This window comes from Candidatus Babeliales bacterium (genome assembly GCA_040879965.1).
In the GTDB taxonomy this organism is placed as follows: domain Bacteria; phylum Babelota; class Babeliae; order Babelales; family JACPOV01; genus JBBDJI01.
In genome coordinates this window covers 1-17,168 of record JBBDJI010000005.1, presented here as the reverse complement: position 1 = coordinate 17,168, position 17,168 = coordinate 1, and the positions used below count along the sequence as shown (strand labels likewise).

17 protein-coding genes and 1 tRNA gene are annotated in these 17,168 nt (G+C 31.9%); 11 read left to right on the top strand and 7 right to left on the bottom strand.

Annotated elements, in window-relative coordinates:
* The coding region (locus tag WDZ41_00260; protein MEX0939773.1) for a DUF6629 family protein at nt 1-514 on the bottom strand (514 nt) is incomplete at its 3' end.
* Between the two features lie 154 nt (nt 515-668).
* Here WDZ41_00260 and priA point away from each other — a divergent pair.
* A complete protein-coding gene (gene priA / locus WDZ41_00255; protein MEX0939772.1) occupies nt 669-2,630 on the top strand; it encodes a primosomal protein N' in 1,962 nt (653 codons plus the stop codon).
* Between the two features lie 343 nt (nt 2,631-2,973).
* On the opposite strand, the gene truB is transcribed toward priA, so the two are convergent.
* Nucleotides 2,974-3,681, bottom strand: a complete 708-nt coding sequence (gene truB, locus WDZ41_00250) for a tRNA pseudouridine(55) synthase TruB (protein ID MEX0939771.1) — start codon at nt 3,679-3,681, stop codon at nt 2,974-2,976.
* 12 nt (nt 3,682-3,693) lie between these two features.
* Nucleotides 3,694-4,236, bottom strand: coding sequence for an oligoribonuclease (gene orn / locus WDZ41_00245; protein ID MEX0939770.1), 543 nt, complete (start codon nt 4,234-4,236; stop codon nt 3,694-3,696).
* Nucleotides 4,237-4,406: 170 nt separating this feature from the next.
* Here orn and WDZ41_00240 point away from each other — a divergent pair, with 170 nt between their 5' ends.
* The 4 genes from WDZ41_00240 (at nt 4,407) to WDZ41_00225 (ending at nt 8,328) form a co-directional block, all read left to right on the top strand.
* Nucleotides 4,407-4,541, top strand: coding sequence for a hypothetical protein (locus WDZ41_00240; protein ID MEX0939769.1), 135 nt, complete (start codon nt 4,407-4,409; stop codon nt 4,539-4,541).
* Nucleotides 4,542-4,544: 3 nt separating this feature from the next.
* Nucleotides 4,545-5,201 (top strand): hypothetical protein, encoded by a 657-nt coding sequence (locus WDZ41_00235; protein ID MEX0939768.1) that lies wholly within the window; start codon nt 4,545-4,547, stop codon nt 5,199-5,201.
* 31 nt (nt 5,202-5,232) lie between these two features.
* A complete protein-coding gene (locus tag WDZ41_00230) occupies nt 5,233-5,949 on the top strand; it encodes a hypothetical protein (GenBank protein MEX0939767.1) in 717 nt (238 codons plus the stop codon).
* A 165-nt stretch (nt 5,950-6,114) separates the two neighbouring features.
* Nucleotides 6,115-8,328, top strand: a complete 2,214-nt coding sequence (locus WDZ41_00225) for a hypothetical protein (protein ID MEX0939766.1) — start codon at nt 6,115-6,117, stop codon at nt 8,326-8,328.
* 44 nt (nt 8,329-8,372) lie between these two features.
* Here WDZ41_00225 and WDZ41_00220 read toward each other — a convergent pair whose 3' ends face one another.
* Both WDZ41_00220 and WDZ41_00215 read right to left on the bottom strand, forming a co-directional pair.
* Nucleotides 8,373-8,870, bottom strand: a complete 498-nt coding sequence (locus tag WDZ41_00220; protein MEX0939765.1) for a YetF domain-containing protein — start codon at nt 8,868-8,870, stop codon at nt 8,373-8,375.
* Nucleotides 8,871-8,898: 28 nt separating this feature from the next.
* Nucleotides 8,899-10,074 carry a glycosyltransferase gene (locus WDZ41_00215; protein ID MEX0939764.1) on the bottom strand — a complete coding sequence of 392 codons (1,176 nt, stop codon included), beginning with the start codon at nt 10,072-10,074 and terminating at the stop codon, nt 8,899-8,901.
* A gap of 142 nt (nt 10,075-10,216) precedes the next feature.
* Between WDZ41_00215 and WDZ41_00210 the strand changes: the two genes are divergently transcribed.
* Nucleotides 10,217-11,599: a family 1 glycosylhydrolase gene (locus tag WDZ41_00210; GenBank protein ID MEX0939763.1), complete on the top strand. Its 1,383-nt coding sequence runs from the start codon at nt 10,217-10,219 to the stop codon at nt 11,597-11,599.
* Here the strand turns inward: WDZ41_00210 and WDZ41_00205 are convergent.
* Nucleotides 11,596-12,903 (bottom strand): amino acid carrier protein, encoded by a 1,308-nt coding sequence (locus tag WDZ41_00205; protein MEX0939762.1) that lies wholly within the window; start codon nt 12,901-12,903, stop codon nt 11,596-11,598. The genes WDZ41_00210 and WDZ41_00205 overlap by 4 nt on opposite strands.
* 18 nt (nt 12,904-12,921) lie before the next feature.
* Entirely contained in the window at nt 12,922-13,515 is a 594-nt protein-coding gene (gene ruvA / locus WDZ41_00200) for a Holliday junction branch migration protein RuvA (protein MEX0939761.1), read from the bottom strand.
* 132 nt (nt 13,516-13,647) lie between these two features.
* Here ruvA and WDZ41_00195 point away from each other — a divergent pair.
* The 5 genes from WDZ41_00195 to WDZ41_00175 form a co-directional block, all read left to right on the top strand.
* Nucleotides 13,648-13,722 (top strand) — tRNA-Gly (locus WDZ41_00195).
* Between the two features lie 143 nt (nt 13,723-13,865).
* On the top strand, nt 13,866-14,438 hold the full coding sequence (locus WDZ41_00190; GenBank protein MEX0939760.1) for a hypothetical protein: 573 nt from the start codon (nt 13,866-13,868) through the stop codon (nt 14,436-14,438).
* The gene (mnmE, locus tag WDZ41_00185; GenBank protein MEX0939759.1) at nt 14,435-15,814 is read left to right on the top strand and encodes a tRNA uridine-5-carboxymethylaminomethyl(34) synthesis GTPase MnmE; all 1,380 of its coding nucleotides are present in this window, start codon (nt 14,435-14,437) and stop codon (nt 15,812-15,814) included. The genes WDZ41_00190 and mnmE overlap by 4 nt, the downstream gene beginning before the upstream one ends.
* Before the next feature lie 137 nt (nt 15,815-15,951).
* Complete coding sequence (locus tag WDZ41_00180; protein MEX0939758.1) at nt 15,952-16,839, top strand: ankyrin repeat domain-containing protein; 888 nt, start codon at nt 15,952-15,954, stop codon at nt 16,837-16,839.
* 80 nt (nt 16,840-16,919) lie between these two features.
* On the top strand, nt 16,920-17,168 hold a 249-nt coding region (locus WDZ41_00175), incomplete at its 3' end, for a hypothetical protein (protein MEX0939757.1).

The window sequence follows — 17,168 nt, the reverse complement described above, 5'->3', positions numbered from 1 at the left end:
GTGCTCCGAATAGGCGTGTCCAATCGATTGATGAAAGAAAAAAAGGCACAATAGTAGCATAAATATATAAAAGGCTTCCGGGAATAGAAAAATAAGGTGAAATTGGTACTTCATACAAAATATGATTATTTTTAATTGAGGCATCTGCGCCTAAAAAAATTAATGAAAATAATGTTAGTAAGCCAATTGTTAATCCTGATACCACATTAGTAGAAATATACTTTTTTTGTTTTTTATTTGGTTCAATATATTGTATTGTTACTGGTATCCAAATTGGCCAAAGCACAAATGCAAAAAACAAGAAACCATACACGAAAAAGTTTTGATAACTAGCGAGCCATTTATTAGTAAAAGAAAGCCATAAAAAACCTTCAAAAAATTGTTGTATCGCAAATAAAAAAGGAATTGCAGCAACCAAATAATATCGATTATTTTTCACTTGATAAAGAGAAAAGCCACCAATTAAAGCTAATAAACTACCTGCCGTGAAGCTTGCAGAAGCAGAAAAACACATATTTTTTCTCCATTAATATAAAACTTTATTTTTAATAAAACATATTTTTGTTAAAAAGGTAAATAGAAAAGATTAGAATTTTAATATTATTAATTGGCGTTTTTTCTGTCTTTAGTAAACTATAACAATAAGTTAATAGGGGGATTAAGCGTTAATGTTTATTCAAGTGCGGTTACTTAAAGGTTTTTCTGAATATTTATGGTATTGCGTGCCGTCAGATTTAATAGCAAAAATGGTAGTGGGTAATATTGTAAAAGTACCACTCCGCAATCAAGTTTTGCCGGCGATTGTTGAAAAAATAACTAAAGAAAAGCCATTAGTTAAATTTGCTATAAAAAATGTTCAGCAAGTGGAAGAATTTCCTCAAGATATTCAATTTCATGCATTTATCAAAAAGGTAGCTTGGTATTATCAAATCGATGTGCTTTATTTTTTCAAGCGTATTCGGCAATTTTTGCTTCAAAAAGAAGCAAATGAAAAAAAAATTATCGATATTAAATTGCAAGAGCAACCGGCGGATATTCAATTAACTGACGAGCAACAAAAAATTGTTGATTTTTTACGGCCTCATATAAAGCAAGCTGCATATACCCCAGCTTTGATACATGGAGTAACTGGCTCTGGTAAAACTGAAGTGTATAAAAAATGCATAGAAAAAGCTTTTGAAAGTGGAAAGACCACAATTTTACTTTTACCTGAAGTCACATTGGCAGTACAATTTATAAAAAAATTAACACAGCAAATAAATCCTTCTATTCCAATTTTTGGTTTTCATTCAGCAACAAGCATTAAAGAAAAACGGTTACTTTGGAAAAAATTATTAACTGGTAAGCCGATATTAATTATTGGCGTACATTTGCCAATTTTATTGCCGATTTCAAATTTAGGTTTAATTATTATTGATGAGGAGCACGATGCTGGATTCCAAGAAAAAAAGCATCCGCGAATTAATAGCAAAGAAGTGGCGCTATTGCGAGCACAGCTTTACAATATTCCTATCATTATGGGGTCAGCGACTCCATCAGTTACTTCTTTATACAATGTAAAAGCAAAACAATGGCATTTTTTTCAATTAAAAAAAAGGTTTGCTGGAAGTTTCCCAAAAATTCAACTGGTAAAATTAACAGAAAGCAGAAAGCGTCCTTGCTTTTGGGTTACCTGGGAATTGGAAAAAGCATTACGTAAACAACTAGAAAAAAAAGAACAAACTATTTTATTTTTAAATAGGCGTGGGTTTAGTTTCTTTGTTCAATGTCATGGGTGCAGCCTTATAATGCTCTGTGAACATTGTTCAGTAAGTTTAACATTACATCAAAATAATCAATTGCTTTGTCATTATTGTGGGATAGAGTTTCGCTTGCCCACACATTGTCCGTCATGCAAAAAAGATCAATGGCTCAAAAAAGGAATTGGCACACAACAACTAGTGGCATTATTAGAAAAATTAATTCCTGAAGCGCGTATTGGGCGCGCAGATCTTGATACCACTATTAATAAAAAAAAATGGCAAGAGACTATGCAAGAATTTGAAGATGGTCAAATCGATATATTAGTAGGCACACAAACAATTACTAAAGGATATCATTTCCCGAAAGTTACTTTAGTTGGTATTATTTGGGCTGATTTAAATATTCATTTTCCATTTTACAATGCTTCAGAAATTGCATTACAACAATTAATTCAAGTTGCTGGTCGTGCTGGAAGGCAATCGAATGAAAGTTTAGTGATTGTACAAACAATGGCAGATCACCATTTATTTTCATATCTTTCAGAGATCGACTATCTTTCTTTTTATGAACGTGAATTAAAAACACGCAAAGAAGTTGGCTATCCACCAGCCATGCGATTGGCAGAAATTGAATTAAAATTTAGTGATGAAGAATATGTTGTCAAAGATGCACGAGATTTAGTTACTTTTTTACAAAAAGCAGTGAATGAAAAAAAATATTCGATAAAGATTCTTGGGCCCGCTTTGCCACCAGTGCATAAAATCAAAAATACACATGCACGCAAAATTTATCTAAAAAGTGCTAGTATTAGTGAATTATTACAGCTCTATGCAAGTATTGATCATAGGATTTATAAAAGTAATATATTTTTTACTCCTAATCCTTAATACATTGCATGATATTTTGTAAGATTGGCCTCATGCCGGCCAAACGGCATAAGGGTATTGCATGCCCAATACCCTTAACACAAGGGCCCCAACGGAACGTTGGATCATTTATCGCGAAAAACTCAGACCATTCATACGGCGGATTATAATCCTTGTATTCAGATCTTCAAACAGGTTTCGCTCAATGGTTTAAAAATTTATTCATTTTTTCATCGCGCATTTCTTTAATGGTTCCGGTAGCTCATCGGGGATCTGAAGACGAAGGTTGTAAACCTGAAGTATGAGTGGTCCCTATATGAGCGGGAAAAACAATACAACAGCATAAGGGCTAATAATAAAAACGTTAAGTTAAAAATATACCTTCAATAGAGTGTAAATTGTTTTCAATATCTTCAAAAGATTGTATTTCATTTAAATTGATTGCTTGATCCAAATTAATATCACCAATTTTGGTGCGACACAGTTCCCATGTAGTTGCGATGGTTCCCATTTTCTGTGCAATATCATAGAGCAACGAACGAATATACGTGCCCGAAGAAACTTCTGTTTTAATAGTAAAAAAAGGGAATTCAAAATTAAGTAATTCGATACGATAAATATGAACGGTACGCTTTTTTATCGCTAATATTTTTTCTAGGTTTGCTAATCCTTGGCGTGCAAGCTTATATAAAGGCTTTCCTTGAAATTTTAACGCAGAAAATTTGGGTGGAATTTGTTCATATGATTCACTGAATTGTTTTATTGCTTTCATAAGTTGCATTTGGTTAATCGTGATGTTTTTTTCTTCGACTGTTGTGCCTATTCTATCAAGTGTATCAGTAAGAATATTCAATTTTCCTGTAGATATATACTCTTTTGGCCTTTTTGTTAAATGTTTAAGTATCCGTGTTGCAGCGCGGCCAATACCAATAATTAATAACCCAGTAGCAAAAGGATCAAGCGTTCCTGCATGGCCGATTTTTATTTTTTTGCCAAAAATTTTTTTTATATGATTAATACAATCATGTGAAGTTATATCGGCTGGCTTATTAATAAATAAAAATCCTTCCATTGTAAAATCTCATTAAATAAAAAAATATTTTCTATAATGTTTAAGCTCATCGATTGATTCTAAAATATCAGGCAGCGCGCGATGTTCTTCTGTTTTTAAAAAACTAATATTAGGATCATCAGGATACCATCGTTTTATAAGTTGTTGGATACTCGTTACATCAATCATTTTATAATGAAGATATGCGCTAATATTTGGCATATATCGTTCTAAAAATTTTTGGTCTTGCCAAATAGAATTGCCACAAAGTATTCCTTTTTTTGGTGGGCAGAATTGTGCAATAAGTGACAGTGTTTCTACTTGCGCTTGCTCAAGCGTAGTGGTGGATTTTTTTACTTCTGCAGTTAAGTCTGATAAGGCATGTTGATGCTTGCACCATTCGTTCATATTCTCAAGGATAGAATCAGGTTGATGAATGACCAATGAAAGGCTTGGTGCCAGGGGGTTTAGATTATCATCAGTGATAATGGTAGCAATTTCGAGAATTACGTCAGTTTGCGGATAGAGACCTGTCATCTCTAAATCGATCCATACCAGATTATTTGCATTTTTCATTTTTTAATTTCCTTTAAAGGTTTACTTTTCATTTTAGTTTATATTTTGCGCTTATATTGTAAAATAATAGATTGCTTTTTTTGGGCGATTGACAAAATGTGCAATTTGTATAATATAAGAATAATATCATCTGGGAAATGATTTAGTTTAGAATCATGGAGGTTGTCCAAATGAAAAAATCTCAAATTTTGTTGGGTATTTTTTTACTTAACTCTGTTCCATGCTTGTTTGCTATAGAAAAAGATAAAGAAATCGCTATAGATGGTAGCCCGAAAAAAGTATTGGAATTGATAAATAAAGGTTAACAAATGAATAAATTAAAAATGTTTTTCTTATTTTTTTTAGTTTTAAGCTTTAAGAGCTTTTATGGCATGGAGCTTGGAGTTCAAAATGGCAAACAGGAAGTAGCTCTTACTGAAGTTGAAAATAGTATTGCAACCAATTTAATTAACTTGCGAATAAAAACTCCATATATTATAAATTTTTTGGCAGCTGAATGTCAGAATCAAACGATTCAGAATCAATCAAATACAATAAAAAGAATTACTACAAAATTAGTAGAAATTAAATATGATAATATTGAATCAGAAAATGACTTGTTATTAGCAAATGCTTCAACTCTAGTTTTAAAAATAACGCAAGATAGGGATTATCATAATTACCTGATAATTCCAAATCAAATTGATTATTTATTTAAAAAAATAAAATCTACTATAAAAACAGATGATTTTATAATAAGGCATATAGTTGCTAAAGGTATTAACGAAAATAATTTATTTCAAGGAAAAAAATGGAGAGAGATGTTATATCCAAATTATTCTACTAATGTGCCAGATTTAACTTGGAAAAATAAATTTGTTAATTCTTTTAAAAATTTTTTCACTAAAAAAACAATAGCAAAAACGGCTAGTATTGGTGTATTTGCTGGTATTGGTTATTTTGCCTATTCATATTGGAATCGATAAAAAAAACAAATATAAAATATAGAGGAAATAAATGAAAAAATTACTTTTTTACTTGATTTTAACTTCTGCTGTCTTTACCAATTTTGGAATGGAGAATAATAACGGTAATCCAGCTGCCTTAATTTTTCTTGAACAAAATAATTTGCAAGAAGAAAAGGTTGTACAATCATTGATAAATCATGAAGAATATAAATGCTTAAAGGGATGCAAAGATAAAATAGATTTTTTAAGAGAACATTTAAAGGAAAAAAATTATCTCTATCAAGATATGCTTATTCGAGCTAACAAAAATTTAAAATTTTTGGACGAATTTCAACTTTATCAAGATTTATACCCAAAAGAATTTGATGCTATAAATCAAAAGATTAATGATTTATATTACCTAAAGAAAAGCCAAGAGGAAAAAGTACAAGATTTAATTAAAGCCCTAGAAAAATTATTTTTAACTTCTAATATCAATTTGAAAGTAACGCCTTGGCAAATGAATAAGATTGAAGAGTTCATTACTGTAGCAAACCATGAATATCAAATTTTTAAGGAAGATCAATTAAATAATGAATTAAAAAAGTGGCGAAAAAGTATTTATGGAAAAGCTTCTGATGAAAAACAATATGGCAATAATGAAGGAAATTATAGTTGGTTTGGAAAAATTAAAAACTTTTTCACTAAAAAAACAATAGCAAAAACAGTTAGTGTTGGCTTACTTGCTGGCCTCGGTTATTTTGCATTTTCTTATTGGTGTCGATAAAAAAATATTCGTTAATTTTAGAATTTTTAGAGCGCATTAATTAATGCGCTCTTTTTATTTTAGGTTTCCTCATCGAACACAAATAGATATACTGTCTTCATAAATAAATTATCAATTTTGAAAACATTTAAAAGTTTAATTTGTGCAGACATAAAAAGGAAGTGAATGCAAAAACTTCGAGTCGGTGTTTTGATGGGAGGGAAATCAAAAGAACGCGAAGTTTCTTTTAATTCAGGCCGTACTATTTGTGATCATCTAGATACACTTTGTTATGAAATTATTCCACTTTTTCAGATACAAACAGGTTCCGTATTTATTTTGCCATGGTCTTTTTTGCATCGCGGCAAAATAAGCGATTTTGAATATCGATTAGCCAAAGAAGCGAAACCTATTTGCTGGGATGATTTAAAAAATATAGTTGATTTTATATATATTGCAATGCATGGCCGTTATGCAGAAGATGGCATTTTGCAAGGCTTACTGGAAATTTTAAATATTCCTTATCTTGGTTCCAAAGTATTTGCCAGTGCAGTAGGTATGGATAAAATAATGCAAAAGATGATTCTTAAAGATCATGGTATTGGTGTTGCACGTGATATTTGTGTGATGCCGGATGAAATAGGTAATATTGATTTAATATTTGAACGCCTTAAAAAGGCTGCAATTTCCTTTCCTTGTATCGTTAAGCCACATAAAGAAGGCTCTAGTTTAGGAATGACGGTTGTTAATACACGAGAAGCATTGCTACCAGCCTTGCAATATGCTTTATCAGTAACAGAAAAAAATCAGCCATTATTAATCGAAGAAAAGATTAATGGTATGGAATTTTCATGCATTGTAATTACCGATTGGCAAACTGGTAAATTTGTTCCTTTAGCACCTACTGAAATAGTCACACCAGAGAATATACAATTTTTTGATTATGAGCAAAAGTATATGCCAGGAAAATCATTACAATTTACTCCAGCACGCTGTTCAGATAATGATACATTAAAAATAAAAAAAATCTGTTTAGAAGTTATGCACGTATTAGAATTTAAAAATTATGGTCGAATTGATGGGTTTTTAACGCCAGATAAAAAAATTATTATTATAGATCCTAACACATTTTCTGGCGCTGCACCTTCAAGTTTTTTGTTCAAGCAAGCAGCAGAACATAATTTAAATCATACGCAATTAATTAATCATTTAATAAAAACCGAATTAAAAAATTATGGCATAGGAATAGATCTTGTGGATGAAAACAAAAAAGAAAAAAAATCAAAACCAAAATTGCGTATAGCAGTTTTAATGGGTGGGCAATCCAATGAAAAAGAAATTTCATTGGAATCGGGACGTAATGTTATTTATAAACTTTCTCCTGAAAAATATAACCCTATTCCTTTTTTTGTGAATAATCATCTTGAATTGTTTCAATTAGATGCGCGTCAATTAGTTTGTAATTCTACTAAGGAAATTGTTGAGCAACTAGATCAAACACAACGCGTAAAATGGCATGATCTTTCAAAGCGAGTGGATTTTGTTTTTATCGCATTACATGGTGGACACGGAGAAAATGGTTGTGTGCAAGGTATGCTTGAAATGCTTGATCTGCCCTATAATGGTTCTTCAATTTTTACAAGCGCACTATGCATAAACAAATTTAAAACAAATCAATTGTTAAAAAATCGTGGCTTTGCAGTGCCAAAAGCTGTATTGATTTCAAAAAAAGAATGGCTTGCAAATTCTGGAGCTTGTATAACTAAAATTAAATCAGTTATGGATTTTCCATGCATAATTAAACCACACGATGATGGGTGTAGCGTATTAGTTTTTAAAGCAATTTCAGAAAATGAATTAATAAAGGCAATAGAGACAATAATAAAAACTGATAAATCATATGTATTAATTGAAGAGTGTGTTGTGGGCATGGAATTAACTGGCGCGGTAATTGGTAACAAGGAGCCAAGAGCATTACCGCCAAGTCAAACCGTGGTTGTTAAAGATATTTTATCGATTGAAGAGAAATTTTTGCCTGGAAAGGGTGAGAATCTTACGCCGGCTCCATTGGCAGAAGATGAATTGCTATTTATTCAGCAAACATTACAGAAAGTATACAAAACCGTAGATTGTAAGGGATATGCGCGTATTGATTGTTTTTATCAAAATGCTGCAACAAGCCCAAACGGAGAACCACGATTAGTCATTCTTGAGATTAATACATTGCCAGGCCTTACTCCAGCTACATGTATTTTTCATCAAGCGGCAGAAATAGGCTTAAGGCCGATGGAATTTATTGATTTGATTATTCAATTTGGCTTGCAAGAACATAATAAACAAATTGTCTCGGAATATGATTTTATAAAAAAAAATCAACAAGAAGTTTCATCGAATATTTAAACTGTTATGAAGGTGAAAAATAATTATTTTTTATCATTAAAGAATTAATCATTTTTTTTGATTATTGTTATATTGCCGCTATTTTCAAAATAAGCTTCTTTTACCATACTTAGTTCGAGTAAGTTAGCATTGTGGGCTGCATCCATTAATTCATCTTTTGTAATTAAATTATTACGCATAGCAGGCCATAATATTTTACCATTTTTTACTAAAAGTGATCGTTCTCCTTTGAGAAGTTTTTCAAAGGATGGAAATAAATATACTAAAAAGGTTATTATAAGGTTGATGCCAAGAATAACAATAATTGCGCCAATTCCATGGATAAAATCTGTTTGCCCGATAATGATTGATGCCAACATTGATCCCATTAGTACATATAAAAAAAAGTTGAATCCAGTGCGTAACCCCATGAATCGTTTATTGAGTCGTATGAGAATAATACCTAGAAAATAAATAACACAAGCTCGTATGCTCATGTGCCACATTGATAATATATTAGCATCTTTACCAAATAGGTATTCAATAAACTCATAACCATTCATTCACGAACTCCTTTTTTTTATCTCTTATTTAAATTTTACTATTTTCACTTACCGATTCATTGAATAATTTTTTTACGATATGTGTCAATTCAGTTCCAAAATGTTTTTTAGGTAATTTTCGTATATTATCTTGAATCTGTTGTCGGAGAAGTTCACTTGTTAAATATGCAGAAACTTTTGATTCAATTTGATTATAATCAGTAATAATATCACCAAGATTATATCTCGTAAGAAGTGATAAATTCAATTGTTCCCATAATAAAGCAGTAGTTGTATTGTCAATAATTATTGGCAAATTCATATAAAGCAGTTCGGCGAACGTTACAGAACCAGGTTTTGTGATACATAAATCTGCTATTGCCATGACATCAGAAATATCTTCTGAACTATCAATAACTGTAATGCTTATATGAGAAGGGAGTTTTATTTTTTCGATAAACTTGCGTAAATGCTTACTTCTTCCAATACAAGCAATAATATGAAAAGGATGGCTTATTGAACATAACTTTTTTATATAATTAATAGTGGCTGTTGAGCCAGTAGCGCCCATAACGAGCATTAAAATTGGTTTTGCGGGGTTTATATTAAATTTTCTTTTTAAAGCACGAATATCTTTTTGTTCAAAAAAAGATGAACGAACAGGAAAGCCGGTAATATTGACGGTATCTTTTTCAATACTATGTTCATTTTTTAAAATTGTATTAATTTCAGAATCATCAATACTTAAGCAAATACCAATATTTTTTAGTCGAGAAGCCTGTACGCCACTAATGAAAGTATTAATATCAAAGTCGGTTGGCACAATAAGTACTGGAATTGATTGATTTGCTGCAACTTCAGCTATCACGTTATTAAACAACGGAATAACAGAAATAATAAGATCAGGCGATTCTGCTTTAAAATAATGAGTTAAACTTTTTTTTAAGCCTCGCTTATATCTTTTAATAAGAAAAGTACCAATATGAAAGAAAAAGTTAATCAATTGTTTTTTATTATGTTTGAGTAAAAAGTTATATATATCTTGCCCGGTATAGCGCCCAAAAGAAAGATAAAAAAGTGGATCTAAATGAGCTAATACATTACCTATTGCATCAGCTGTTTTAACGTCATATTCTGATAAATAGGATTCAATCGCTGATGCAGCTGACATATGACCACCGCCTCCTTGGCAAGAAAGAATGAGGATTTTTCGTTTCCTATTCATGCTTGGCACCCCCATTTTTCTTTTTGTGAAATTAAATTTTTCAATTTTTTACCTTTATGGTTATAATCTAAGCTAAAAATAATACCCCTATAGATTATTCATTTTAGAAATTATTGAAATAATAATCTAAAAAAGGAGAATAATGATGCATATTAAAATTATACCTATTTTATTAAGTTTTTTAATTAGTTCTTTAATAATTTTTCCGCGCGAAATACATTGGGACTGGTCTAAAATTGATCCAACTGCTATTTGGTTTCCTGCTAATTTCTTATGGGGGTGTGCTGATTCAGCTTTGCAGGTCGAGGGAATCGATATTGATGATGGAAAAAAAATTGAAAATAGTTGGACTGAGCTTGAAAATAAAACACAATTACCAGTTAAGGTTGGCAGTGCTTGCGAACGTTGGACTCGCTATAAGTCAGATTTTGCATTACTAAAGCAAATAGGCATGAAAGGATATCGTTTTTCTATTGATTGGAGCAAAATTGAACCAGAAGAAGGGCAGTTTAATGGGCAATCAATGCAACATTATATTGATGTAGTTGATGAATTAATACGATTGGGTATCACGCCTATTGTTACTTTATTTCATCATGTATGCCCGATTTGGTTTATGCAAAAAGGAAGTTTTGAATATGATGAAAATAAAAAATATTTTGTACGATTTGCCAAATATATTTTTAATCGTTTACATAAAAAAGTCCCATTTTGGATTATTCTTAATGAACCAGTTGCTTATGCTTTTGAAGGATATTTTTTAGGTAATTATCCTCCAGGTAAGAAAAATTTTTTCATTGCCGGTAAAGTTATTCATAATATGTTGAATGCCCATGTAGCCGTAGCGCAAGAGTTCAAAAAATTGGACGAAAAACCAAAGATTGGTATTGCACATATGTGCCACCCAATAGATGGCTTTTCTAGTTGGAACCCTTTTGAAAAAATGGTTACCAAATGGTTTAGTTACCTTATGAATGAAACTACGATTCAATTTTTTAAAACGGGTAAATTTTCATGGCCACCCTCATGGATAAAAGGAAAAAATAAATTTGCGCCTCGAACTCTCGATTTTTTTGGTATCAATTATTATACGCATACCACTATAAAACAAATTCATCCTTTTAAAATGGAGGCGAGAATAAGATCTGAAGAAAAAGTTGTAGATTTATCAAAACGCATGGAACGTTCAAAAGTTATGTATCCGGAAGGGTTATATCGTTCCATTGTTCGAGCATCAAAATTAAATATTCCGATTTATATTACTGAGAACGGAGCGGCTACTGAAGATCCTGAATTAAGAGAGGAATACTTAAAAAAACATTTATATGCCATATCACGTGCTATTGCCGAAGGACAGGATATACGTGGATACTTTTTTTGGACTTTAACTGATTGTTTTTCATGGAATAAAGGATATGAAAATAAACATGGTATTTTTGCAGTTGATTTTGAAACACAAGAACGTACTTATAGGCCTTCAACACAATATTTGATTGATACTGTTGCACGCTTTAGTTCTAATTAAATTTTTAATACATTTTTATATTTAATCGAAAGATAAATAAGGCTTAGCACGTTTGGAATGGCAACTAATGGCAATAATGTTTCAATAATAGCCCATACTAATGGTACATCAGCAATTGCACCAAAAAAGATAATAAAACATACAAAGAAATAATATATATATAAATAGCGATAGCGGGTAATGGAAGCAAAACTTTGACGCCCATTAAAGCTATTACCTATAATAGTACCAATGCCAAAAAGAAAAATAGTTATAAGCAAAATTGGTCTTCCAAATACTGGTAAATTATGCTGAAAAACTTTGTACATTAATATATTGCTTACGTAACCTATTTTCCAAAAATTGGAGGTAAGTATCAAAAAGCCAGATAATATACAAAGTGCAGTATCGGCAAATACTGAAACCATAGCCAAAATTCCTTGATCAGTCGGGTGATCAACATTCGCTATAGAATGTGGTATTGCGGCAGTTCCCATTCCTGATTCCGTAATATAAGCTCCTTTATATACGCCAGAACGGATAGCATGAATTACTGAAGCGCCAGTAAAACCACCTATTGCAGATGTGGGTAAAAATGCACGAGTAAAAATTTCATTTAATATATCGCCGAGAATTAGATAATTTTTAGCTAATATAAAACAACCAATTGAAATGTATAAAATGGACATAATAGGTACTAGTTTACTACTAAATGCACCAATTCGTTTTGCACCACCGCAGAGCATGATAAAAACGATTACTGATATAATAATTCCGGTAAGCCATTCGGGGATAGATTCTTGTGACAGCGTTTCAGCTAATACATTTGATTGTAATCCTGACCACCCAGCAAAAAGAATCATAGTAGCATAAGCATACCATCGTCCTAGAAATCGATTAACTTTGTTTAAATACTGCATGGGGCCGCCGAGAATTAATCCTTCATCCGTTTCTTCTCTAAAATGAACGGCAAAAGTAACTTCTGCAAATTTTGTAACTGAAGCACACAATGAATAAGCGCCAAGCCAAAATAATGCACCAGGCCCGCCCATAATAATTGCCACTGAAGGGCCAATAATAGTACCGATACCTAATGAGGTTGACATTGCAGTAAACAATGCATGAAAAGGATTTATGGTTTTCATTTGAGGATCTTTTTTTTGAGCTTTAATTCCATAAATAATAAGATGTATAAAACGCGGGAGGCCTCGTATTTGAATAAATTTCAATCTAAGTGTGAAATAAAAAGCAACTGCTAAAAGAATAATTGCAGTAGGTATGCCAAGACGATAATTGAGGTAAGCAAAGAAATATAATAAATCCATAAATAATTATTTTTTCAGTTAAGAGCGTTTTGATAAAAATGAAAGAGCTTTGCGTAATAATAAATCAAACGAAACGGTGGGTTGGTCAGTTGATCTTACATATTCAAGAGCTGCATTAATTTCTGGGCGTGAGTAATTCAATGATGCAAGAACCTCAGAAATTTGCTGCAGCTCTGACAAATTGGAGCTGCTATGCAGCATACCTTTTTCAATTAATTTTGCAACTTTATCCTTAAGATAAAGAATTAATTGCTCGGCCTTTTTTTTACCTATGCCGGGGATGGTGCTTAATGCATTGCTGTTCTGTTCACTAATACATTGTAAAAATGAACTGGTATCCATATGTTCCAAAATAGTTAAAGCTAATTTGGGTCCTACGCCTGAGCAGCCAATGATAGTTTGAAAAATTGTTTTTTCTTCTGATTTATCAAAACCAAAAAGGGTTGGTCCTTGTTCTTGATTCCAATGCACATAAATATATAATTGGGTATCTGTATTTTTTGTAAAACGATGGGTATATGGAACGTAGATTTCAAAGCAGATGCTACCAGTTGCTAAAACAAGCGACTGATCTAAAATTTCTTTTATGGTGCCATCTAACCGAGCAATCATGTATTATCCTTTTGTTTAATACCTATATTACTTTATCTTTGCAAAAATTAGCCATTTTAACAACTCGGGGGGTCAAAAAGCGGCAATTATTGACAAATTAGAATAGTGTGATACATTTTTCATGAATAATGCGCGGGAATAGCTCAGCGGTAGAGCGTTGCCTTGCCAAGGCAAAGGTCGCGGGTTCGAATCCCGTTTCCCGCTCCAGAAAATCATTCTATTTGTATCGCCTATCAAATCGTGTTAAACTAATTAGAGAATCTCAATCTGAATTTTAAAAAAGAAATTAGCATTGGTGCAAACAAAATATTAAATTTTTCACTTATATTTTCAGCAAAGAAGGTTGATGAATGAAATCAATAATGCAAGAGGCCTCCTCTATTGTAAAAGCTATTGAAACTGCTTGGATAAAAGCAGGAAAACCACAAGAATTTTCAGTAAAAATTTTTGAAGAACCGCAAAAAAACTTTTTTGGTATGACAACCAAATCAGCAAAAATTGGTATATTTTTTGATCATGAAGTTGGACCAAAAAAATATACAAAACCTAGGCCTGAAAGTACTCAAGTTTTTAAGCAAGAGCCAAGAAAGCCAATAGTTAAAAAAGAGCAGCAACCCCAACAACTACCCCAACAACCAATAGAAGAACCGCAAAAACGTATCATGTGGAATGATGAAATGATTATTATGGCTCAAAAATGGCTCAAAGATTCATTGCAAGCAATGGATAAAGGTGATGTTGGGTTTACCACCGATGTAAATAATTATTACTTAAGGTTTACTTTTGATCGTCCCGTTCTTGAGACTGATGAAAGAGAGCGTCAATTGTTTCGTAGTTTTTCATTTTTAATGCTTCAAGCATTAAAAAAACAATTAAAAAGACCACTACGTGGTTTTAAAGTAGTATTAACACGGGGATCATGATTTTAGCACGAGATAATCAAGCAATTGTTGCGCAATGCACGCCAAAAGGAAGTGGTGCCATTGCGCTTATCCGTATTTCAGGAGATAATGCATTTGATGTTGCAGCGCAAATAGCTCAACTTGCTTCAAAAAAAAATTTAACTACAACTGATTCTCATACAATTCATTATGGAAGCATTATTGATGATCAAAAGAATATTATCGATCATGTAATGTTTTTTCTTATGCGTGGGCCACGCACTTTTACTGGGCAAGATACGGTAGAAATTACGTGCCATAACAATCAATTCATTATTGAGCGTATCATTGCACAAGCAATTACGCATGGTGCACGCCATGCAGGAGCAGGTGAATTTACCAAACGTTCTTTTTTGAATGGTAAAATTGATCTTATCCAAGCAGAAGCTATTAATGAATTAATTAGTGCCGCAACTCAATTAAGCTTAAAACAATCGTTAGCGCAACTTGATGGCAGTTTTTCACAATGGTTAGTTGCGATTGAAAAAAGATTGGTACATTGCTTAGCGCTTTCTGAAGCTAGTTTTGAATTTATTGATGAAGAAGATATGGCATTTGGCGGCCAAATAAAAGAAATGATTAATACCATTTTAGAAAATATTACTGCAATAAAAAAAACATTTAATCAGCAACAACAATTGCGGCAAGGTATTCGCATTGCCATTATTGGATCAGTAAATGCTGGCAAATCTTCATTATTCAACGCATTGTTAAATCAACGGCGGGCTATTGTAACTGATATTGCAGGCACTACGCGTGATACTATTGAAGCAGGTTTATATGTTGATAGTAATTATTGGACCTTGGTTGATACTGCTGGTTTGCGTCAAACTGATGATGTTATAGAAAAAGAAGGCATTCGCCGTTCATTCGAAGAGGCAAAAAAAGCAGATGTTGTTATTGTTGTTTATGATCAATCACGTGAACTGACACAAGAAGAACAAGCGGTATATCAAGATTTAATAAAAACTTATTATCAAAAAGTTATTTTGGTTGCCAATAAAACTGATTTGCCAACAAAAACAGAAAATCCTTTTGATGGTTATAATGCCTTGTTTGTTTCGAGCGAAACTAAATTAAATATCGATCTTTTGCATAAAGAAATTAAACAAAAAATAAAAGATTTGTTCTCAGCATTAGATTCCCCATTTTTATTAAATCAACGGCATTTTAATGTGCTGCTTGAACTTGAAAACAAATTACATACCATTCTTTCCATGACACAAGATTCAATTGCATATGAATTGCTTTCTTTGCATTTAAAAGATGCGCTTGAAAGCCTGACTGAACTGACCGGTAAATCTATTTCTGAAAAAGGTATGGATGCGGTTTTCAGAGAATTCTGTGTTGGAAAATAAAAAACCAATAGTTGTTTCAAATAGAAAACTATGCGTAAGCGGTTGCAGTTTTTTGCGATTTATTTATAATAGAAAAAGAGATTTGATTTATGATTAATATTAAATTTGTTAAAAATTTTTATAACTTATGGAGTTTCATGAAAAAATTATTATTTTTATTAATTTTGAGTTCGCAATCAATTTTTTTTGGTATGGAAACCGATTTAAAACAGCCGCCTATTATTGAATCAAGCAAGTTCCAAAGTGAATCTGTCGAGGCATTATTGAATGCCTTAAATAGAGGTGATAATAATTTTGTTAACTATAATGCTAACGTTATTGATCAGGCAAAAAAGAAATATGGCGAACAAACGCTTATTCGGTTAGCTGCTATGAATTCTACGCCTCAAATTTTTGAAAAATTTGTGCCTACATCTAAGCAAGTTAGGCCCAACTTTTTTGGTATGACTCCTCTGCACTATGCGGTACTTAATGGAAATGTAGATACGGCAGAATATCTGATAGAAAAATCAAATGATATCAATTCGTCAAATAATTATGGTTATACTGCATATGATTTCGCCCATAATCTAGGAAGTGAAAATATAAAAAAATTATTTTCAAATAAAGCTGATATTCAAAATCCAAAAGTTATTAGTACCGAACAACTTTTTTTTATGGCGGCACAATATGGTGCTAAGAAGACTATTGAAGATGTCCTCAAAAATAATAAGATTGACGTAAATATTAAAGATGTTTATGGCGAAACAGCCCTTTATAAGGCTTCAAGAAATGGGCATAAAGAAGCGGTCGAGTTATTGCTTGATCATGGTGTTGATGTAAATAGTAAAGATATTTTTTGGGGCAGAACGGCATTTGATTTAGCTTCAAGAAATGGGCATAAAGAAGTTGTTAACTTGCTGTGGAAAAAGACGTCTTATTATTCCAAACTATCATACGTTATAAAAAACAATCCTATAAAAACGGCTGTGGCATTAACTCTACCAATTATTGGTGCAATTTCTTATTGGTATTGGCGTAAGTAAAAAATTAGCGTATTTATATTGTGTTTTCATGACACAAGATTCAATTGAACCGGTAAATCTATTTCTGAAACTGGAGTTTCATGAAAAAATTATTATTTTTATTGATTTTGAGTTGGCAATCAATTGGTTTAGCTATGGAAACCGATTTTTCATTGAAAGAAAAATCTATTAAAGGAATAAGCCCACTTTCACTTAAAGATTTAGCTGCACTTAAGTTTACACAGGAAGATATAGAAGAATTAAAAGGAAAAATTGGTCCTGAAGGAAAAGAAAATAGTGAATATAAAATATATCAAGGAGTACTACCTTACATTGAATCAAATGTTGAG

What these genes read in the sequence shown, in the direction of transcription:
- priA (MEX0939772.1), top strand. Translation starts at nt 669, where the DNA reads ATGTTTATTCAAGTGCGGTTACTTAAAGGTTTTTCTGAATATTTATGG.
- truB (MEX0939771.1), bottom strand. Translation starts at nt 3,681, where the DNA reads ATGGAAGGATTTTTATTTATTAATAAGCCAGCCGATATAACTTCACAT.
- orn (MEX0939770.1), bottom strand. Translation starts at nt 4,236, where the DNA reads ATGAAAAATGCAAATAATCTGGTATGGATCGATTTAGAGATGACAGGT.
- WDZ41_00240 (MEX0939769.1), top strand. Translation starts at nt 4,407, where the DNA reads ATGAAAAAATCTCAAATTTTGTTGGGTATTTTTTTACTTAACTCTGTT.
- WDZ41_00235 (MEX0939768.1), top strand. Translation starts at nt 4,545, where the DNA reads ATGAATAAATTAAAAATGTTTTTCTTATTTTTTTTAGTTTTAAGCTTT.
- WDZ41_00230 (MEX0939767.1), top strand. Translation starts at nt 5,233, where the DNA reads ATGAAAAAATTACTTTTTTACTTGATTTTAACTTCTGCTGTCTTTACC.
- WDZ41_00225 (MEX0939766.1), top strand. Translation starts at nt 6,115, where the DNA reads ATGCAAAAACTTCGAGTCGGTGTTTTGATGGGAGGGAAATCAAAAGAA.
- WDZ41_00220 (MEX0939765.1), bottom strand. Translation starts at nt 8,870, where the DNA reads ATGAATGGTTATGAGTTTATTGAATACCTATTTGGTAAAGATGCTAAT.
- WDZ41_00215 (MEX0939764.1), bottom strand. Translation starts at nt 10,074, where the DNA reads ATGAATAGGAAACGAAAAATCCTCATTCTTTCTTGCCAAGGAGGCGGT.
- WDZ41_00210 (MEX0939763.1), top strand. Translation starts at nt 10,217, where the DNA reads ATGATGCATATTAAAATTATACCTATTTTATTAAGTTTTTTAATTAGT.
- WDZ41_00205 (MEX0939762.1), bottom strand. Translation starts at nt 12,903, where the DNA reads ATGGATTTATTATATTTCTTTGCTTACCTCAATTATCGTCTTGGCATA.
- ruvA (MEX0939761.1), bottom strand. Translation starts at nt 13,515, where the DNA reads ATGATTGCTCGGTTAGATGGCACCATAAAAGAAATTTTAGATCAGTCG.
- WDZ41_00190 (MEX0939760.1), top strand. Translation starts at nt 13,866, where the DNA reads ATGAAATCAATAATGCAAGAGGCCTCCTCTATTGTAAAAGCTATTGAA.
- mnmE (MEX0939759.1), top strand. Translation starts at nt 14,435, where the DNA reads ATGATTTTAGCACGAGATAATCAAGCAATTGTTGCGCAATGCACGCCA.
- WDZ41_00180 (MEX0939758.1), top strand. Translation starts at nt 15,952, where the DNA reads ATGAAAAAATTATTATTTTTATTAATTTTGAGTTCGCAATCAATTTTT.